The following is an 18,951-nucleotide window of genomic DNA, read 5'->3' as shown; positions in this document are numbered from 1 at the left end:
TTAATCAGATATTTGGAGCGGTGGTCCCTCGATGCAGTCCTGGTGGCTGGTGCCTGGGGGATTGCTGTGGGCAGAACAGCTGCAAGGGATATAGACTTGTGGTCCATCCTCGTCCTGATCCTTTCGACTTGGCTGACCTATGTGGCTGACCGCCTGTGGGACGTTCGTCCGGGCCGACCCGTGCCGCAGACAGATCGCCATATGTACTATAAATGCCACTACAAGGAATTCTTCCTGTTGTGGGGCACACTGTTTGTCGGGTCGCTGGTGTTGTCGTGGTTGGTTCTTCCCTTCTGGAAGTGGGCTGGAGGCTTGGTGCTTGTCGCTGGAATTGTGGGCTACCTCGCCGTGCTAAGCTGCACCTGGAAGGACTCCACCCGCTTCTTCCTCAAGCGTATTGCGGTGCCAGTTATTTTTATGGCAGGTGTCGGATGGATGTCGGAAGGCTGGCGCACGCCTGAGGGCCTCGCTGCACTATTCGTCTTGTTGTGCTGCGCCTTCGCCAACTTGTTCCTGATTTCGTATCAGGAAAGTCGCGACAGTATCCGGCCCAGCTGGCTGGAACCAGCCCTGAAGTGGTCCCTCTTCGGCGTAGCTGTATCCGGCACTCTCCTCGTTTTTCCCTTTTGGTCTGTTGGGTCGGGCGCCCTTTTTTGCGGAGTGCTATATCTGGGGCTTTACAGCCACTTGATGAAGAGCAAGGAAACTGTTTCGGGGATCCGCGCAGTGGTCGACACAATCCTGGCACTGTCTGCGATTGTGATTCTGTTGCTAGGGATGCTGCCAAATGCCTAGCAGGCAGGGATGCCTGCCACACATCTCCATGTCTCAGTGCTTGGCTTCTTCCACTTCTTTCTCGGACACTTCCCAGCAGTCGTCCGTGTAGAGGAGCGATTCGATCGAGCCATGGCCCAAGCGTGACTGGGCTTCTTCAATCTGGCCCGCGACAGCGGCATCATAAGTCGGACGCTCAACTTTGCGCAGGATGCCCATTGGCGTCGGGTAGTCGGGATGTGTCATCTGGGCCAGCATCTGGGTGTAGAGAGGGCTTGGATGATCAGACTGGTGGACGAGGATTTCCGACATGTCGGCCCCACCAGCGCCCACGATAACCTTCTCCGGGGTCAGTCCATTGAGGCGAATTCCGTGGTTGCGATCCTTGCCGCAGAGAAGTGGCTGACCCTCCTGCAGGAACATCAGCTCTTCCTCTCGGGTTTGCTTGCTGTAGACGGAGTCCCAGGTCTTGTCATTGAAAATGACGCAGTTCTGAAGGATCTCAATGAAGGAGACCCCTTGGTGAGCGTGGGCGGCCTTGAAGATTTCCACCATGTGCTTGACGTTTGTGTCATAGGTCCGGGCGATGAAAGTCGCCTCGGCTCCGAGGGCAAAGAGGAGGGGATTGATCGGGTTGTCGACTGATCCCATGGGCGTGCTCTTGGTGCGTGTGCCAACGGGTGAAGTCGGGCTGTACTGCCCCTTGGTCAATCCATAGATGCGATTGTTGAAGAGGATGATGTTGACGTTCAGGTTGCGCCGCAGGATGTGCAGGAGGTGATTGCCGCCAATACTCAGCCCGTCACCGTCACCGGTGATGAGCCAGACGCTCAGGTCCGGATTGGCGACCTTGACCCCGGTGGCCACAGCGGGTCCGCGTCCGTGGATGGTGTGGAAGCCGTAGGTTTCCATATAATAAGGGAAACGGCTGGAGCACCCGATCCCGCTGATCACGGCAAAGTTTTCACGGGGCACACCAAGCTCGGGAAAGGTGCGTTGCAGGGCGTTGAGGATGGCGTAGTCGCCGCATCCCGGGCACCAGCGTACATCATTCGCGGTGACAAAATCTTTTTTCTTAAGCGGTTCTTCGGGTGTGGTTGTCATGGCTCAGGAGGGGATGAGGTTAAGGATGGCATCGCGGATTTCCGCGACCTTGAAGGGGCGGCCCTTCATTTTGTTCAGCGGCACGGCATCGATCAGGTAGCGTGCGCGGACCAGCATGGCGAGCTGGCCGGTATTCAATTCTGGAATGATCACTTTTTTGAATTGTCGTAGTGTTGCCTCGAGATCATTCGGGAGCGGATTCAGGTGGCGCAGGTGCACACTGCTGACCTTGTAGCCTTCCGCTTGCAGCGTTCTCACGGCAGAGGTCACGGCACCAAAGGTCCCGCCCCATGCAAGGGCAAGGACATCGCCTTCCGGTTCGCCGTTTATAATGAGGGGCGCGTATGAATCAGCGATCCGCTGGATCTTGCTGGCTCGCATTTCCGTCATGTGCTCGTGATTTTCCGGATCGTAACTGACTTCCCCAGCATCGTTCTTTTCCAGACCGCCGAGCCGGTGTTCGAATCCCTTCGTTCCAGGGATTGCCTGGGCGCGTGCGAGCGTTTCAGGATTTCGTTCGAACGGCCGGTAAGGGCCGTCAGTGTTGGGCGTGGGGACTTCAATTGGGCTAAACTCACTCAGGTCAGGCAGGCGCCATGGCTCAGCGCCGTTGGCGACGTAGAGGTCACTCAGGATAATCACCGGAGTGCTGTAAGTGATGGCAATCCGCATTGCCTCGTAGGCGACCGGGAAACAGTCCGAGGGCGACATCGCCGCGACGATTGGGAGAGGGCTTTCCCCGTGCCGGCCAAACATCGCCTGCAAGAGGTCTGATTGCTCGGTCTTGGTCGGCAGGCCAGTGCTGGGACCACCACGCTGGATGTTGCAGATGACCAGCGGCAATTCGACCGAGGCCGCGAGCCCCATGAATTCGGATTTGAGGCACATCCCGGGTCCGCTGGTTCCGGTGATCCCAATGGATCCGGCAAAGCTCGCTCCAAGGGCCACCCCGATCGCGGCAATCTCATCCTCCGCCTGGACCGACTTGATCCCGAAATGCTTGTAGGTGGAGACCATCTCCAAAATGGAGGAGGCAGGGGTGATCGGATAACCCGAGTAGACGAGTTCCTTTTCCGCCTGACGAGCCCCCGCAACCAAGCCGAGGACAAGCGCTTCGTTGCCCGATATCTTCCGGTAGCGGCCCGCGCGGACAACTGCCTTGGTCACCATATAGCGGTTGCGATGAATCTCCGAGGTCTCCCCGAAAAAGTAGCCGGCCTTCAGGACCTGGACATTTGCTTCCGCGACCTCGGGAAGTTTTTTACCCCACTTGTCCTGGACAAACCTGGTTGTCGGATCGAGCGGGCGACCATACACCCAGTAGGTGAATCCAAGGGCGAAGAAATTCTTGCAGCGCAGCTTGTCGCGGGTCTTCAAGGCGCTGTCCTTGAGAGCTTCCTTGGTCAGTTCGGTGATATCAATCGGGACAAGCTCGTACTTCTTGGCCAGCTCCGGATCCTCAAGCGGGTTGCTCTCGTAGCCCGCCATTTTCAGGTTCTCGGGCGTGAACGCCCCCGTATTGACGACCAGCATGCCGCCTTGTGTGAGGTCGTCCAGATGGACCTTCAGGGCCGCCGGATTCATCGCGATAAGCGCATCCGGCTCATCACCGGGGGTGAGGATTTCGCGGCTCCCAAAGTGCACCTGAAAGGCGGACACGCCTGGGATCGTCCCTGCGGGTGCGCGGATTTCCGCCGGGAAATCCGGGAAAGTGGCAATGGCATTCGGGACCACGACGCTGCTGTCGGTAAACCGTTCCCCAACCGTTTGCATGCCGTCGCCGGAATCACCCGCGAACCGCACCACCACCGATTGGCGCTCTTCAAAACCAGAAATTTTTTCAGTCATGTTTCTTCAGGAGTAGGGAGTGAGAATTGCCGTCAACTTGCGAAAGCTCCGGTCGGAAGTCAACGCGGGATGATGTGGGGTCCCTGCCTAAATGCCTCCTAGTGATCAAGAATCGACAATTGGCGGGATTCTGTCGCACTGGATCAGTGTGGATATGCAGATAAACCGCCCACGAGCTTCATTATGCCCAGCAATTGGCCTGCTGGCCGGGCTGGCTTGTCTCCTTATCTGCTTTTCCGGATGTGCGAGCACTTCAGCAGGGCCTCGCGACCAGATCGGCCAGGTGGAGCAGATCGAATCCTCCTCACTCCGGACAGCTTTGCTCGCGCTTGGTCCGGATGTGGCCTACGATGAAGCCTATCGCGTTGCCGAAACCGCCCTCAGGACATCAAGTATATTGGCTGAGGAGTATGGAGTGGGGGCTTCTCCCATTGTCCACAACATGCTCGTCAATGCGGGCTTGCGTGACCGGGGACTCTGTTACCACTGGGCCGAGGATATGGAAGCCGCCCTGATCGGACTTACCCTGTTTACCCTCGAAGTGCGCCAGATCATTGCCCGGGAGAATACTATTCGTGAGCACAATGCGGTCGTTGTGACCGCCAGGAACCAGCCGCTCAGCGAGGGAATTGTCCTCGATGCCTGGCGCGATTCAGGGGATCTGTTTTGGGGCCCGCTCAGCGAAGACAAGTATCCCTGGCAGGAAAAGATCCCCTCGGGACAATAGCAGCTGTGGATTCGGTCCGCCCAGTGCCTTTTCTTCGTTCTTAGGCTTGCCATCTTACCCCCCTTTTGGCCAATTTCCTTCCCTTTGACGGAGAGATGGCAGAGTGGCCGATCGTGACTGACTCGAAATCAGTTGTACCAGCAATGGTACCGGGGGTTCGAATCCCTCTCTCTCCGCCATCCTTCGCTCTCCGAGCTTCGGATGGCGCAGCCATTCGGAGTGAGGCTAGAGCAAGGATGCCCTGCGTAGCTCGAACGCAGTGAGAGCGAAGCACGGGCTCAAGATCCAACCTACAGGCCAGCCATAGCCGAGGGTGTGCCAGACGTACACCGGGCATAAATAAAATGGCACTTGAACAGCTTCTCGGTTATCAACCCTCCAATCTTTCCAGGAGCTAACGTCACCTACATCTGACTAAACAACGAAACACCCAGCCCGCCTTCCTCCTTCGCCTTGCAGGCTTCGGCGGACAGGCTGTGGGAAACCGGTAATCGCGCGACCCATCCTTCGCCACACTGCGGAGGGCACCGCTGTTCAAGCTATGAGCTCCGCAGCAGTGCTCCAAGCAAGCTGAGGTCAATTGGATTTAGACGCTCGCGGGTTCAGCATGGATTTTCAGTCCCAGTGCGTTGATGACCTTGAGGATCGTTTCAAAGCCGGGAGATCGTTCACCGGACAAAGCCTTATAGAGACTTTCGCGGGATAAGCCGGCATCGCGGGCGACCTGAGTCATCCCCTTAGCCCGGGCAATATCTCCGAGGGCCTTGGCAATGCGGGCGGCATCTCCGGGAGCATCTTCCATGACAGCTTCAAGATAGGCAGCCATCTCCTCCGGAGTGCGCAAATGTTCGGCGACATCGAATCGACTGGTTTGAATCTTTTTCATGATGGTTCCTCCAAATTTTTTGATAAGTGAATAGCTCGTTTGATATCCGTGGACTGCGTTCGTTTGGTACCTCCTGCCAGCAAAATCACGATCTCCCGCCCTTGCTGGCAATAGTAGACCCGGTAGCCCGGTCCGTAATCAATCCGCATTTCAGAAACTCCCGACCCAACCGGTTTTACATCGCCCGTGTTACCCGCTTCCAGTCTTTGGATTCTCACCAGGATGCGGGCCCGAGCACGGATGTCCTTTAGTCCATCCAGCCACTTGCCGAAAACTTCTGTCTTGCGGATTATTCGCATGATTCAATATGTAGCCTACTGGCTACGCCTGTCAATTGATTGTTCATGCCTATTTTTCCCCGGGGAATCCAACAGAACACGACTAATCGCTACTCTGGTGCATTGATTATGCCTCCACGGAAAAATTACCAATTTGGTAAGTAGCAGTGAATAAGAGCTTTATAAAACCCAGTTCGAGTCCCTCTCTCCCCCAATCGTCTAGCTCATGGCAGGAGGGACAGGGAAATAGTCCGGTACATAGCCGCACGGAACCGCGTCTGGGCCGGAAAACTTATCTTGGAAAAGATGAAGAATTCGCCAATATTCCCGTGCACGAGCTATGGAAGAAGAATTGGAAAAACTACAAGGCCTCAAAGATCAATTGATCCTCTACCTAGTGGAAAACGGCATGCGCCTCTTTCTGGCGGTGGTCATTATCCTCGTCGGATTCTGGGTTGGGAAATCGCTGTCCAAGCTGATTCTGAAGATCTGCGACAAGCGCGGGCTCGATGTGACCCTCGCCCGGTTTTTTGCCGGATTCACCAAGCTCATCGTCATTGTCTTCGCTGTCATCATTGCTCTCAGCAAGGCGGGCATTGAGATTACCCCGTTTGTCGCGCTCCTCGGTGCCAGCGCCTTCGGGCTCTCCCTTGCTGTGCAGGGTCCGATCTCCAATTACGGAGCTGGGATTGTCCTTATCGTGACGCGGCCCTTCAAGGTTGGCGATACGCTCAGCGTCAGCGGGCAATCGGGAATCGTTGACAACATCGCCCTTGGGCACACGCAACTCTACAATGAGGATGATGAAAAAATCACGATCCCCAACCGGAAGGTGCTGGGGGAGATCTTTGTCAATTCACAGGAATTCAAGATTGTCGAAGGTGTCGTGGGAATTGCCTACAGCGAGGACCCTGAAGCAGCGATACGATGTGTCCGCGATGCCATCCATTCTGTTAAGGAAGTGGCCCCTGACCGCCAACCAGATGTGGGGATTGACGCGTTTGCCGACTCCTCAATCAACATCGGTTACCGGGTCTGGGTGCCTACCCAGATTTACCATAAGACCCGATACGGGATTAACTTGGCCATTTTCCAGGCACTCCAGAAGGAGAACATCGCGATCCCGTTCCCCCAGAGGGATATCCATATTATCAACAAGGAAGTATAAAGCGACCGGCAAACGGTCTTACGGAAGCGCTGGAAGCCCTACCACTCTTCCCAGCTGAGGGTGCAATAGTTGTAGAATCTTCGAGGATCCATCGAGTCCTTTTGGTAATACAACCAGCAGCCATCGGAAAACCTGAAGGCAAAGGGGTAGAAGCTGGATGAAGTCCACCAGAAGGCCTCCATTCCGCTGTCCCAGAAAACGATGTTCTCCGGATTGTCGCCAATCGGGTGTAGCCAGTGGTTTTGCTGGTGGTAAGTCCACGATTCGTGCGCCACGTTGAAGTACCCAAACCAGTCCAGCCAGAACCAGTTGTTGGCGAGCCCGATTGCGCCGGTCCAGAGAGATTTCCTTCCCGACAAGGTTTGCCAGTCATCACTGGTGAAACCAACTCGATAGACGGCCATGAACTCTGTTCCATCGGGATGAATGGTCAGGCAGAGATCCCCACAGTCATCTGGAGGCCCAAACGAGGGGGCTCGTGACCAAGTGCCGAAAACGGTTTGCCCGTCCAGTACGCCATCAAAGCGTGCCTCGGCGCCATCCATAGCAAAGGAGCCCGCCACTCCGTCACCGCTCTGACTCGCCTCAAGCTTGCCAAGCTCCGTATCCCATTGTCCATCCATGGAATAGCCGCCCGGGGGTGGGGTGATGGTGGCCGGGTCCCTGCTGCAGGTGTAGAAGAACTGGTTTTGTCCCACGTTGCTCTCGCTGTCCCGAAGCCTCACGAGGAATCCGGCCTTGCCGGAAGTGAAATCGGGCGGGAAATCAATAGCCGTGCAACCCGTATTGCGGTAGATGATCCCCTCCTTGCTGCCGGAAACCCCAGGATCGTATTCATCAAAGACTCTCAATCCGGGCTCAAATGGATTCACTTCGAGGAATTGAATCCATGTGATGTCCCCGTCCGGGTCTTCATAGGTAATTTCGACCTGATAGGTGTCCTCCGCGATCCAGACACCGGGCGCATCGACACTCTTGATGACGGGTGAGTTGCCACCGGTAACAGCCGCCCCCGGGCATATCCCGATAATTGCCCGGAAGTCCCATTTGTAGTAATCGCCATCGTAGGCACTGTCGTCATGGATAAAGAGCCTGAAATCCCCGTAGGGAGGGGTGATGCTGCCCGGATGCAAATCGTTCCTGCCACGGACAGCCGCGGCAACAACCTCCGAACCACCTGTCATATCCCAGGCACGCACGCTGTAGGTGCCCGGCTCAAGTGTGACATACGCGAGGGCGAGGTGTGTGTTGGTTTCCGGATCCCGGCCGCGTTCTGTTCTGACAAGGGCAACAGGTGCCCCGTCCTTGAGGACCTGGACAATGATATTGGGCAACGCGGGCCATACGAGGGGGCTCGCTTGGCAGTCAGCTTCCGGATCCGGCCACCTGTTGTGCGATGTCTGGATTTCCACGAGGTGCTGGCGAGCCGTCGCGAGCGTCGCCAAAAACAGTACTACGGTAAAAAGCAACCCGGTAAACCTGGCCCTGAAACGCGCTATCCTCATGGGATCTGCCAATCGCTCTAATGTTGTGTGTAATCTGTGTACGAAATACGGGGGCGAAGTTTAATAAATGTATCCGATTCGAATGAGACAGTCAAGTCGCGAACCCCCGCCTGCTTGATCGTAGAGAACTAATCAATCAGACAGTAGCTCCCTTTGATTCGGCTCCCACCCGCACCGTACCGTAACTGTTTACCTGTCCCTATGTTCCTCCTATGTTCCTCCCGAAGAGGAAGCAGGTTGACCGTTATCGTCAATTAAAGTTGGGGACCGGTTTGAGAGGCTGACGTTTAGGAGACGCGTGCTTTTTACCATTGAGCCATTTCCCTATAATCGTGCTCCTTACGAAGAGGTGGTAACTGGCAAACAGAATCGGAAGGGAAACTGCCAGAATAATGAAATACTTGAGTGCTGCCGGCCACGGTTGCTCCGCTATGGCGATTTGCACGGGAACGACAACGACGAGGTGGACCAGGTAAATCCAGTAGGAGGCGTCCGCGATATACTTCCAAAATGCAGACCGGGTCTGCGCAAATCGCTGGAAGAGGGTGATTGTCCCGATAACGAAGGCCCACATCATCGTCACATAGGCAAGCTGGTACACGTGCTTGTAAAGCTCACCTTTCAGCGACACCAGTCCGAGCAGGACCAACGCGTCGTTCAGGAAGTAGACGAGGAATGAAAGCCCAATTCCCAACCCGACCAGGAAAAACCCGCTTGAGGCACACTTGAGTTTGCCAAGGAGACCTGTGTTCCGATGAAGCATCCAGCCAACCAGAAAGAATAGCCCGTAGAGCAGAGTCGTTGGCAGGTGAGGAATCAGCGATTCATTCGGCGTATCAACGGTCCATTCATTCATGGTCCAAAGAATCGGAACAGTCACAACGACGAGAACGAGCCAGCCAAAGCGAGCGTTGAAGAGCATTGCAAAACCGTTATCGGCAGCCCTGCGCAATCGGTGATTGAAGCTACGTCCAGCCGTGCTGCTGACCAGCGCCCGGGCGACCAGAATAACTCCGTAGATAACAAGCAATTGATGGAGGAACCAGAGGTGCATCAAGCTAAAGTTCTCGATCCAGAAATCCTTTTGCATGAGGGCACCTATGGTGAGTTTCCAGGCAGGCATGGAGTGGAATTCCTCAGGGATGCCCATGTCGGATAACCGTCCCGCTTGAGCAAATCCTGAGATCCAGATCCACGATAAAACAGGAAACAGGATTAACCACCCCATCATGAAAGGAAGGAAAATGCGGGACAGGCGGTTAAGGATGAAATGCCGGGCACCTGCTCGATGATAGACGAGATGGGCGAAAAATCCGGCAATCAGGAAGAAAAGTTCCATTCGGAAAGAGTGACTCAAGAACTGGAACCAATCGGCTATCCAATGAGTATTTTTGTCGAGAACAGCCCATGACAAACGTTCCGGACAAAAGGATTCAGCCGCATGAAAAAATACCCCAAGGAGCAGCGCGAATCCACGCAGAGCATCAAGCGAGTGGAAGCGTTCGGTTTGAGGAAGCTCTTGGGTTGTCTGCATGTCCTGACCTTTATTCATAACGGCATATGCGTTTTCTTATTGTCGCGAACGAGGTGATTGTGTTCGCGAACGGGATTACGTCCAGAAGTTTGCTGAAAACCGAAAACACAGGGGATTTGTCCAATTTTGAAAAAGAATTCGATGATCCGTGCCCCATCGGCTTTCTCCTTGCCCGGTTTATAAATATAAATCAGGCTTGAAAGCATGATATGGAAAGAACTTTATCGGATCATGTTGTGGGTGGTGCTTATGCCACTGACTGGGTGGGCTGCGGAGCATTGGATTGGCTCCGATGACGAGCTGGCGAATCTCTTTGACGGGGGGCAGGTGGGGCCTGGTGACACGATCATATGGCGGGATGGTGTTTACCTCGACCAACGGATCCATGTGTCGGCGAGTGGAATTGCGGGGGCGCCGATTCTTCTCCGGGCGGAAACGCCTGGCGGAGTGATGTTCAAAGGTGAAAGCGCGATCAAGTTTGGGGGCGACTACATTGAGGTTTCCGGGTTTTATTTCTACAATGGAGATGACCACGACCGGGATATTCCATCATCGTTGGTGCAATTCCGTTCCAACAATGGCAACCGGCACGCACACCACTGCCGTCTGACGGAATGTGCATTCGTCGACTACAACTTTTGGGAAGTGGACAGTGATGATGACGACGAGGACGGGGATACCACGGAAAAGATCTGGGCAAATTCCAAATGGGTGCAGATTTACGGAACAAACAACCGGGTGGATCATTGTCACTTTTCGGGGAAGATTGTCCGTGGAGCCCTGATCGTTGTGGAAATGGTCCCGCAAGACGGGGATGACGGAACACCCTACGCCTCGTTTGCCCATCGGATTGACCACAACAGCTTTGGTCCAAATCCGGTTGGCTGGTCCGATAATGAATTTGAAACAGTACGAGTGGGGACCAGCAATTATGCCAATTTTCGCGGGGATATCGTTGTGGAGCACAACCGGTTCTTTCAATGCGACGGGGAGATTGAAGTGATCTCGAACAAAAGCAGCTATAACACGTATCGCAACAACGTGTTGATAGGCTGCAAGGGATCCTTGGTCCTGCGCCATGGTGACCATTGTGTCGTCGAAAACAACCTGATCCTTGGCATGGGGCGTAGCGGCACGGGTGGGATCCGTCTCAACGGCGAAGGCCACCTCATACGTGGCAATTATATTGAGGGCATCCGTGGGACCGGACTTCGAGCGGGAATCACCTTGCGGGCAGCGGGGCGTGTAACCGGAGCGGACACAAACGGAGGGTACGAGCAAGTGCGCAATGTCGAGGTCGTCCATAACACTGTGCTTGATGCCCGGGAATCGCTGCAGCTCTGTGAACTGGGCTCAAAGGATAACAATTACAGGCCAACTGATACCATTATTGCGAACAACCTGATTGTATCGGCGACCGGTCCGCTTGTGCAGTGGGATGAACCGCCATCGGCAATGACCTATGCTGGCAACCTTCTTCACGGAGCGACCGCCGGCATCAGTGACCCGGGTTTTATGGAGGCAAACCCAAATTTGGAGTTGCGCAAGGACTGGCTGATGCAGCCGGGCATGACGGGTGCCGCGATTGATACTGCGGATATACTTTACGCAGGACTCGAGTCTGATCTGGATGGTGACCTGCGGTCAGATGGAGCTGATATTGGCGCTGATGAAAGAACTGAGCGGACACAGTTGCTGGCACCGGTTTCTCCCGACACAGCCGGACCGAGCTGGCTGTCCGAGTCTGTTCTGGACACCGCTCATGCAGTTGAATTTTCCAGCGCCAGTGAGCTGGTATGGAAACTGAATCTGGGGGCCATCCCCTTGGTGGGTGAGCTTGACCTGCGCCGCGGTGAACTGGACGGCAGCACAGCCTGGCCAGCGCTTTTTGAAGCAAGCCGGGAGGGAGAAGTTTGGTCTTTGCGCATTCCCTTGGATGAAATGACTCCCCGGATGTTTTTCTGGATGAAGGCCGCACAAACTTTGGACGCATCCCAAGAGGAATTGATGAGGGACTATAAATGAAAATTCCAATTGAGTGCGGGGATGGTTCCAGACTCCACGTGAGCCGGGTGGCGATCGGATGCTGGGCCATGGCTGGCCGCGAATACTGGGGTCAACAGGACCGGAAAGAATCCACTGCAACCCTGCATGCGGCTTTGGAAGCAGGTATCAACTTTTTTGATACAGCGCCCGTTTACGGAGACGGCGCTTCAGAAGAACTTCTTGGGGATGTCTTCCGCGGATGTCGGGATGAGGTGGTGATCGCAACCAAGGTTGGCCGCCATGACCTGACGGAAACTGGCATGCGTCAATCCTGCGAGGAGAGTCTACGCCGTCTTCAAACGGACATCATCGACCTGTACCAAGTGCATTGGCCGAGCCATGTCCTTCCACTCGATGAGACGCTCGCGACGCTTCGAGATCTCCAATCAGAGGGAAAAATCCGCGCATTCGGGGTCTGTAATTTCGGTCCGCGGGATTTGTCAGACTGGTTTTCCGGCGGGGGACCGGCAACGACGAACCAGTTCCCTTATTCTCTCCTGGCGCGGGCAGTTGAATTTGATGTGATTCCGCCGATGATCAACAAAGGGATGCGCATCCTTGCATACAGTCCACTTATGCAGGGATTGCTCACGGGAAAGTTTTCCGACGCGGATGAAGTTCCCGATCGCCGGGCCCGCAGCCGCCACTTCCGTGCCGATCGTCCATACAGCAGTCACAATGAACCGGGTTGTGAAGATCTGACCTTTGCCACGCTGGAGGCAATTCGCGCCCTAGCCGGCGAATGGGGTTTGGATATGGCTCCCCTGGCCCTCGCTTGGCTTCTCCACCAGGAGGCGGTGGGGAGTATAATTGTTGGAGTACGCTCACCCTCGCAGTTGGCCGAAAACCTGGCTGTGGCCAAATTACGGTTGGATCGTCAGCAACTTGACTCCCTCTCTGCAGCAACGACAGCCTTGAAGGCGACTCTCGGTCAGGAGTGTGACCTATGGATGCATCCAAGTCGCATTCGATGAAATGATCACCTGATTCCGTAGAGTTGGTAGAACCGAAGCTCCGCCAGATAAGCCTAACCGGCGTTTAGGTCTGGCGATGGAAATTATTATTAAACATCTTATTCTGTTTGGGGATATCGTTAAATATTTCGATAAGTACATTAAGCATAAAGGCTTATGAATTTGTATGCCGCCTCTGATTCACCTTTGGTTGGAGAGAATATATTCGATTGTCCTTGCCTCAGAAATCTCTATTCATATTTATAAATATCTCTATCTAGAACCTTTGACTGCGTGTTCTCTGTCAAGAACCATCAAATTTTCTAACTAATCCAATCCCTAATCAGATGAATATGAAAAAGCTCATTACCTTCACAATTGCTAGCGCGTCGGCCTGTGTGGCCTTCGCTGAAGTCACAAGTATCTTCATGGATACAGGCGACCTTGCGGCAAACTTTTCCACAATCAAGGGCGACGCCAGTTCCACCCCGGATGATTCTTCCGGTGAATTGCGGATTGCTGATTTCAGCACTGCGGACAAGCCGGAAGCTTATGTCTACCTAACTAGTCCTCTTATGGACGGATTCCAGTTGGACTTCGATTTCCGTAATGAAAGCCAGCCTACCTACAATGCGGATGGCAGTGCCCCGGGAACCGCTTCGAATGGTGAAATTCGATTCCGCTTTGGCAATGACATCGATCCCACTTCCAACAGCAAGACCGGGCTACAACTTGGTTTCAAATGGGACACGGATTTCCGTTTTGGTTATGACAACGGCGACAATGGTGGTTTGAGCACAAGCAGTGTGTCCGGCGAACACGATGGTGGAACAACCTATTCGGTTTCTCTCGTGGCCAACAATTCCACTGTCAATACGTTGGACTTCACCATGGGTGGGGTAGCCTACACGCTCCAACCGCTTACGTACTCGATCTTTGTCGACGGCGTCCTTGCCGACCAGGATATCCTTCTGCAGACCGGAACCGCTGATTATGATCCAGCCGCCGGTATCAGCCGCTTTGGTTTCCTTGGAGACAGCGACGCCAAGGGTGGCGCCGAAGTCTATTTTGACAATGTGGTCCTCAAGACTGGTGATTCGATTGGCGAAGGGGGATCTTCCGGCTGGCTCGGTTACATGGTTGAGGATGGCTATGCTGACACAGGCAACTGGTTGGGCTTGGTCAATGTAGTCAACGCCCCGTGGATATACAACGAAGCTCTCACGGGCTGGATGTATCTGGAAGAAACGAGTGCCTCTGAAGACGGCGCCTGGATCTGGGTCTATCGTCCGTAATCCCTGTTCTGTATTTAGCGCATTTCCAAATCGGGGAATTCGGTGGGCTGGGGCCTTCCGGTCAACCCCAATTGTACCGGTGAACCCCTCATTGGCAGCTAATTTGCCCAGGTGAGTTTTCTGTGCTTGCGTTTCAAACAGGAGTCAATTCATAATTATAAAATGGGATCATTACTCAAAAAGAATGCCTTTGTTTCCGGTGCGGAACAAGGAATTGGTAAAGCGGTGGCGGAGCATCTGATTGATGCGGGTTGCGATATTTTCATCCATTATTTCATGGGTGAGGAGGGGCCGAAGGAGCTGGTCGCCCGAGCCGAGGCGAGAGGGCAGCGGGCCGCTTACGGACGGGGCGACCTGACCGATGAAGGCGAAGCCACAGCTTGTGTGCAGGAGGCCATTGAGTTCCTCGGTGGTATGGATGTGCTGGTGAATAATGTGGGTGGCATAATCGGCCGAAAATACCTTGGTGAGATCGACGTAAAGTTCTGGCAGACGGTTCTGGATGTGAACATGACAACGATGCTTCACGTCACGCAGGCATCCCTTCCAGCACTTGAAAAGGCGCAGGACGGGGCGAGCGTGGTAAACCTTGCTTCACTTGCCGGTCGCTGTGGAGGCCACTCCGGCTCACTGGCGTATTCTACAACAAAGGGAGCGGTACTCACTTGGACGCGTTCCCTTGCCGCCGAGCTTGGAGGCAAGGGCATTCGGGTAAATGCGGTGGCCCCGGGCTTGATCCTCGGAACCCGTTTTCACGACAAGCACACGACGAAGGAGTCCGCTGATGCCACGATTTCACAAATTCCCCTGCAGCGAGCCGGTAACGCCGGAGATATTGCCCGCACAATCACTTTCCTCGCCAGCGAGTATGATGGCTTCATTTCCGGAGCGACAATAGACATCAACGGTGGTATCTACAGGATGTAGGGGCCAGAGCGAGCCATCCGGCAAAAGTAACCAGTCTTGAGGCTTAGGGTTTCCTGACCTGAAGCCAGTCCGCGATTTGCCCTGCTAGGCTTGCGTAGTCTGTTTCCGGGCCCGAGTCACCGGAGGGAAACTGGTCGAGGTCGACGACGAAACAATCGCCCTCGGGTTCACCCGGAGTATTCTTTCCTCCGGGGACTTGAAGGTCGCGATACTGGCCATCCAGCAACTCTGGATAAATGGCCGGCTGGAAATAATGGGGACGGTAAGACGGTTCCCGCTGGAGACGCTCCCAATCGTCGCGAAGGCGCTTTATGGCACGCTTCTCAGCACTGGCACGGCTAAAAACAAGAAAAATAAAGCGAACTTCCCCATAGCTGCGAAGCTCATCGCGGAAGGCCCGGGTGAGGGCGGAGCACGAAATGATGCTGACTGGTCCCTCCTCCCGGTTGCGTATGATATCTCCAATCTTCGCTTTCCAGATACGGCGATCTGCGTCTGTGAGGGGCCTTCCGAAGGTCATCGATTCAATGGATTCCTTCGTGTGTAAATCATCTCCTTCGATGTATTTAAAATCAAACCCGCCGCGGCTTGTGAGGCGCTTGATCAGGGTTGTCTTTCCGGTCAGGCAAATGCCGCCGACAATGATGGTAGGGAAATTCATCTTCAACCAGGGTGTTTAAAATCAGCGAGGGAATCCTCTGGGGCGGGCGGATAGCATTCAAGGAGAGTCAGCCCGTCCGGGCCCGGTTCAATTTGAAATTTTTCCAGATCCGCGGGACAAAAGAAGCGATCGTAAGGACCGACTGCGCGCTGCCCTTGACTGTCGTCGATAACGCCGGTTCCAGAGGTCACGATCCCGATGAAAGCTTGGGCTCCTTCCCATACAGCATTTCTGGTGAATGTGGACTGGCGCAGAGTGAAGCGCGGATTCCGGTCTTTTTCGAGAAGCGAGAACTGGTGTCCTCCCCCCGACCATTCACGGCGTGCCAGGGGATTGCAGCGATAGCGGGCAATTGCTTGTTCAAGTGGCAACGGATCGTAGTCAAAAACATCAAGACAGAAGTCGAGATCGCGCTGCATGAAGCGAGCTGATTCAGGCAGGACATAGCCGCCGCGTTCGAACTCAAATCGAACGGCAAGATCAGAGGGTTCCATCACCTCAACCATGAGGATGCCTGGCCCGATGGCGTGCGGACGGCCACCCGGAATAAAGTACGTTTCCCCGACCTTGACGGGGATACGATCAAAGCAGGCTTCGATTGCGGCAATGTCCTGCTCTTCAATCATGCGCTTGAACTCGGCCCGCGATGGTGGGCGCTGGAAGCCGATATAGATGTAGGGATCCTTGATCTCAGGCCTCATTGCCAGAATATGGTAAGCCTCGGCTTTCCCTGAGGGACCAAGCTTGTGCCTTCTCGCGAATTCTGCGGTCGGATGAGCCTGGAAGTGCAGGCGGATAGCTGAATCAAGCAATTTTACAAGAACCGGCAAGTTTGCCCCATAGGCTCCGGTGTGGTCTTTCCCCAAAAAGGCAACAGGATCCCGGGCAAGAAGGTCGCGGAACCTTGGCTGGTCTCCTTCAACCACTCGTGCAAGGCCTTCCCCGTCGGGTCGTTTGACCGGGTTGACAGCCTCGGTTGTTGAGCCCACCCAGTCCTCAGGCCAATGGTCATCACGTGGATTGGATTTACCTTGAAGTCGGTCCAATGTGGCGCCTCCGGGATAGCTGCGCCACACTCGCTCTGGCTGGAAGGTCAGGATTCTACCGGATAGTTCCATCGTAATCAGGGTTTCCGGTCGCCCGGATTTACTTTCTTGGAAGCTTGGTACAGAAGGGTCCCGATCGCGACAATCAAAAGTCCGCAAAAGGCAAAGCAGAGGCGGCCGGAGAGCTGGTTGGGAATGGCGACACCCAGCAAGGTGATGAAACCTCCGTAGACAAAACAGAGTAATCCCAGAATCCTGGCCTGCTTCCCGTCCGATTCAACGCCTCCTTCGCCCGTATAATTGACCGGTTTCTTCAGGTTTTCGAAGAGCTTTTCAGTGGCTGGCTTTTCCTTGTAACCGGTGAGACGGCCGATCCAGATCGTGAGGAAGAACCAGACGGAACAGACAAATATGTTTCCCAATCCACTGATTATATAGAGAAGATCGGATGCTTCACGGCCGCTCAGGTCCGTGTATCCCAGCCAGGAAGGATCAAATTGGAATTTGGCGATGTAGGAGAAGGTCAGGCCGACGATCAGGCTCGACCATGCCGCCCATCTTGGGGCCCCTTTGAAAAAGATCCCCCAAACCAATGGCATGGCATATGGGATCGCGATAAGCGCCCCGAAGAGGACCATGATTTCAAATAGATCATACTGCTGGATTTGGCTTATCATCAGAGCTGAGCATATGATCAGGACACCAAAAAGTGCGGAAGCGATCTTGCCCGCAACGAGAAGTTCCTTCCCTGATGCGTCCGGCCGGAAAACCGGATTGTAGAAGTTCTTAACGATTATGCCGGCGTTGCGATTGAGGCCCGAATCCATCGAGGAGATGGTTGCGGCAAAGAGCGCACAGAGAAGCAACCCAAGCATTCCCGCTGGCATTAGCTCCAGTCCGATGAAAACAAATGCCCCTTCGTGTGCTTTCTCTCCCAAGTGGGGGAAGACAAGACTCAAGTCCGGCTGGATGATTGAGGCCGCCATCGGCGGAATGAACCAGATGAAAGGTCCCACGAACATGAGGGTAGCTGCCATCAAAGCCGCCTTCTTGGCTTGCTTGTCGTCTTTCACCGCAAGGTAGCGGTAAGACTCGAACATGTTGTTCAATTTGAAGGATTGGATGACAAAAGCAGCAAATATCCAGAGGTAGACAAAAGATGCATCCTCGGACTCCCACACCTTGAAGTGGTGCTCCGGCACTTTCTCAATAAAGCCAGAAAGTCCGCCAACCGCCGGGTGACTCAGCGCTAAAAAACATGCCACTATGGTGATGCTCATCAGAAGCACAGTCTGCATGAAGTCCGAGGCAATGATGGCCCAGGATCCTCCGGTCACGCTCATGAATACCACGACCACGCCCACGATGATGATCGTCACGCTCATCGGAATATTGAAAAAGCTCGAGGCCACGATGCCTAAGCCGTTCAACCAGATCCCGGCATAGACTATACTCATCGGAACCTGAATCCATGTGAAAACCTGCTCATTCTTGTTTCCATAGCGGTCTCGGACCGCCTCGATCGGAGTGATCACCCGCAGACGGCGAAACCGGTGGGCGGTCAGGAAATAGTTCCCCAGGTAGCCGACCGCATTTCCAAAGAAGACGGCCGCCACCAGCGAACCGTCCAGATAGGCTTTGCCGGCCGCCCCGGTGAAGGTCCAGGCGCTGAATTGCGTCATGAACGCCGATGCCCCGACCAGCCACCAGAGGATACTCCCGCCGGCGCGAAAGTAATCGCTGGCATCCTTGCTGAATGCCCGGAAGATGAGACCCAGGCTGAGTTGAAAGCCAAAATAGAAGACCACCACAAGGAGGTCCCAAGAGTTGAGGTTCGTGCCAAACATAGAGCAGTTGGTTGAATGGGGTGATCTGGGCTTGCCGGCCTCAATCCCGGAGGATCAGACCGCTCTCCGTTAATAATTATTAAATTCTGATCAGGAGCTTCTGGAGCTGGCAAGACTTTTCGGCACCCCGGGATGAATTTTCAGCGCTGGCAAGCGAGCCGACCCGAGAGAAGTGGGGGCACCCGAAGGACACCTCAGGAGATCGGCGGAACCGTCGGCGGGGTGCGCTTTAGAGCTTTAACGAGGCCCTCTCAGGGGAATTTATAATTCTTCCGATAATTATAAAAAGAAGATTGCAAATCTGATGGGTGCGGCCATTGGTAGGAACAACTTGTTCGGACCGCACTGGGGT

The 18,951-nt window shown here is 54.6% G+C and carries 16 protein-coding genes and 1 tRNA gene; 8 read left to right on the top strand and 9 right to left on the bottom strand.

The window, feature by feature from the left end; translation table 11 throughout:
• Positions 1-12 precede the first annotated feature (12 nt).
• Entirely contained in the window at positions 13-795 is a 783-nt protein-coding gene (locus G0Q06_RS13295; protein ID WP_163967001.1) for a hypothetical protein, read from the top strand.
• Between the two features lie 33 nt (positions 796-828).
• On the opposite strand, the gene G0Q06_RS13290 is transcribed toward G0Q06_RS13295, so the two are convergent.
• Complete coding sequence (locus tag G0Q06_RS13290) at positions 829-1,878, bottom strand: 2-oxoacid:ferredoxin oxidoreductase subunit beta (RefSeq protein WP_163966999.1); 1,050 nt, start codon at positions 1,876-1,878, stop codon at positions 829-831.
• Positions 1,879-1,881: 3 nt separating this feature from the next.
• On the bottom strand, positions 1,882-3,726 hold the full coding sequence (locus G0Q06_RS13285; RefSeq protein ID WP_163966997.1) for a 2-oxoacid:acceptor oxidoreductase subunit alpha: 1,845 nt from the start codon (positions 3,724-3,726) through the stop codon (positions 1,882-1,884).
• A 91-nt stretch (positions 3,727-3,817) separates the two neighbouring features.
• Between G0Q06_RS13285 and G0Q06_RS13280 the strand changes: the two genes are divergently transcribed.
• Positions 3,818-4,453: a hypothetical protein gene (locus tag G0Q06_RS13280; RefSeq protein WP_163966995.1), complete on the top strand. Its 636-nt coding sequence runs from the start codon at positions 3,818-3,820 to the stop codon at positions 4,451-4,453.
• 89 nt (positions 4,454-4,542) lie between these two features.
• Positions 4,543-4,632: transfer RNA gene (locus tag G0Q06_RS13275), tRNA-Ser, on the top strand.
• A 407-nt stretch (positions 4,633-5,039) separates the two neighbouring features.
• Here the strand turns inward: G0Q06_RS13275 and G0Q06_RS13270 are convergent.
• Positions 5,040-5,339, bottom strand: coding sequence for an addiction module antidote protein (locus G0Q06_RS13270; protein WP_163966994.1), 300 nt, complete (start codon positions 5,337-5,339; stop codon positions 5,040-5,042).
• Positions 5,336-5,638, bottom strand: coding sequence for a type II toxin-antitoxin system RelE/ParE family toxin (locus tag G0Q06_RS13265; protein ID WP_163966991.1), 303 nt, complete (start codon positions 5,636-5,638; stop codon positions 5,336-5,338). The genes G0Q06_RS13270 and G0Q06_RS13265 overlap by 4 nt, the downstream gene beginning before the upstream one ends.
• Positions 5,639-5,957: 319 nt before the next feature.
• On the opposite strand from G0Q06_RS13265, the gene G0Q06_RS13260 reads away from it, so the two are divergent.
• Positions 5,958-6,785 (top strand): mechanosensitive ion channel family protein, encoded by an 828-nt coding sequence (locus tag G0Q06_RS13260; protein ID WP_163966989.1) that lies wholly within the window; start codon positions 5,958-5,960, stop codon positions 6,783-6,785.
• A 38-nt stretch (positions 6,786-6,823) separates the two neighbouring features.
• On the opposite strand, the gene G0Q06_RS13255 is transcribed toward G0Q06_RS13260, so the two are convergent.
• Positions 6,824-8,290: a hypothetical protein gene (locus G0Q06_RS13255; protein WP_163966988.1), complete on the bottom strand. Its 1,467-nt coding sequence runs from the start codon at positions 8,288-8,290 to the stop codon at positions 6,824-6,826.
• A 250-nt stretch (positions 8,291-8,540) separates the two neighbouring features.
• Positions 8,541-9,824, bottom strand: coding sequence for an acyltransferase family protein (locus G0Q06_RS13250; protein WP_238710839.1), 1,284 nt, complete (start codon positions 9,822-9,824; stop codon positions 8,541-8,543).
• A 204-nt stretch (positions 9,825-10,028) separates the two neighbouring features.
• Here G0Q06_RS13250 and G0Q06_RS13245 point away from each other — a divergent pair, with 204 nt between their 5' ends.
• From G0Q06_RS13245 to G0Q06_RS13230, 4 genes are all read left to right on the top strand, one after another.
• Positions 10,029-11,849 carry a polysaccharide lyase 6 family protein gene (locus G0Q06_RS13245; protein WP_163966983.1) on the top strand — a complete coding sequence of 607 codons (1,821 nt, stop codon included), beginning with the start codon at positions 10,029-10,031 and terminating at the stop codon, positions 11,847-11,849.
• The gene (locus G0Q06_RS13240; protein WP_163966981.1) at positions 11,846-12,844 is read left to right on the top strand and encodes an aldo/keto reductase; all 999 of its coding nucleotides are present in this window, start codon (positions 11,846-11,848) and stop codon (positions 12,842-12,844) included. Before G0Q06_RS13245 ends, G0Q06_RS13240 begins: the two co-directional genes overlap by 4 nt.
• Before the next feature lie 332 nt (positions 12,845-13,176).
• Positions 13,177-14,118 carry a hypothetical protein gene (locus G0Q06_RS13235; RefSeq protein WP_163966979.1) on the top strand — a complete coding sequence of 314 codons (942 nt, stop codon included), beginning with the start codon at positions 13,177-13,179 and terminating at the stop codon, positions 14,116-14,118.
• Positions 14,119-14,280: 162 nt separating this feature from the next.
• Complete coding sequence (locus G0Q06_RS13230; RefSeq protein WP_163966977.1) at positions 14,281-15,045, top strand: SDR family NAD(P)-dependent oxidoreductase; 765 nt, start codon at positions 14,281-14,283, stop codon at positions 15,043-15,045.
• 43 nt (positions 15,046-15,088) lie between these two features.
• On the opposite strand, the gene G0Q06_RS13225 is transcribed toward G0Q06_RS13230, so the two are convergent.
• Genes G0Q06_RS13225 through G0Q06_RS13215 form a run of 3 tightly spaced genes read right to left on the bottom strand, consistent with a single transcriptional unit; the run spans position 15,089 to position 18,599 of the window.
• Positions 15,089-15,706 carry a hypothetical protein gene (locus G0Q06_RS13225; RefSeq protein WP_163966974.1) on the bottom strand — a complete coding sequence of 206 codons (618 nt, stop codon included), beginning with the start codon at positions 15,704-15,706 and terminating at the stop codon, positions 15,089-15,091.
• A gap of 2 nt (positions 15,707-15,708) precedes the next feature.
• Positions 15,709-16,824 carry a type I phosphomannose isomerase catalytic subunit gene (locus G0Q06_RS13220; protein ID WP_163966972.1) on the bottom strand — a complete coding sequence of 372 codons (1,116 nt, stop codon included), beginning with the start codon at positions 16,822-16,824 and terminating at the stop codon, positions 15,709-15,711.
• Positions 16,825-16,829: 5 nt separating this feature from the next.
• Entirely contained in the window at positions 16,830-18,599 is a 1,770-nt protein-coding gene (locus G0Q06_RS13215) for a sodium:solute symporter family transporter (protein WP_163966969.1), read from the bottom strand.
• Positions 18,600-18,951: the final 352 nt, after the last annotated feature.

Origin of the sequence: Oceanipulchritudo coccoides, from assembly GCF_010500615.1 — a bacterium.
GTDB classification, from domain to species: domain Bacteria; phylum Verrucomicrobiota; class Verrucomicrobiia; order Opitutales; family Oceanipulchritudinaceae; genus Oceanipulchritudo; species Oceanipulchritudo coccoides.
Note: the sequence above shows the minus strand (reverse complement) of the source record. Positions and strands in the feature narration are given on the sequence as shown.

Coding starts and splice junctions, on each gene's coding strand:
- G0Q06_RS13290 (WP_163966999.1), bottom strand. CDS start 1,878: ATGACAACCACACCCGAAGAACCGCTTAAGAAAAAAGATTTTGTCACC.
- G0Q06_RS13285 (WP_163966997.1), bottom strand. CDS start 3,726: ATGACTGAAAAAATTTCTGGTTTTGAAGAGCGCCAATCGGTGGTGGTG.
- G0Q06_RS13280 (WP_163966995.1), top strand. CDS start 3,818: ATGCCTCCTAGTGATCAAGAATCGACAATTGGCGGGATTCTGTCGCAC.
- G0Q06_RS13270 (WP_163966994.1), bottom strand. CDS start 5,339: ATGAAAAAGATTCAAACCAGTCGATTCGATGTCGCCGAACATTTGCGC.
- G0Q06_RS13265 (WP_163966991.1), bottom strand. CDS start 5,638: ATGCGAATAATCCGCAAGACAGAAGTTTTCGGCAAGTGGCTGGATGGA.
- G0Q06_RS13260 (WP_163966989.1), top strand. CDS start 5,958: ATGGAAGAAGAATTGGAAAAACTACAAGGCCTCAAAGATCAATTGATC.
- G0Q06_RS13255 (WP_163966988.1), bottom strand. CDS start 8,290: ATGAGGATAGCGCGTTTCAGGGCCAGGTTTACCGGGTTGCTTTTTACC.
- G0Q06_RS13250 (WP_238710839.1), bottom strand. CDS start 9,824: ATGCAGACAACCCAAGAGCTTCCTCAAACCGAACGCTTCCACTCGCTT.
- G0Q06_RS13245 (WP_163966983.1), top strand. CDS start 10,029: ATGATATGGAAAGAACTTTATCGGATCATGTTGTGGGTGGTGCTTATG.
- G0Q06_RS13240 (WP_163966981.1), top strand. CDS start 11,846: ATGAAAATTCCAATTGAGTGCGGGGATGGTTCCAGACTCCACGTGAGC.
- G0Q06_RS13235 (WP_163966979.1), top strand. CDS start 13,177: ATGAAAAAGCTCATTACCTTCACAATTGCTAGCGCGTCGGCCTGTGTG.
- G0Q06_RS13230 (WP_163966977.1), top strand. CDS start 14,281: ATGGGATCATTACTCAAAAAGAATGCCTTTGTTTCCGGTGCGGAACAA.
- G0Q06_RS13225 (WP_163966974.1), bottom strand. CDS start 15,706: ATGAATTTCCCTACCATCATTGTCGGCGGCATTTGCCTGACCGGAAAG.
- G0Q06_RS13220 (WP_163966972.1), bottom strand. CDS start 16,824: ATGGAACTATCCGGTAGAATCCTGACCTTCCAGCCAGAGCGAGTGTGG.
- G0Q06_RS13215 (WP_163966969.1), bottom strand. CDS start 18,599: ATGTTTGGCACGAACCTCAACTCTTGGGACCTCCTTGTGGTGGTCTTC.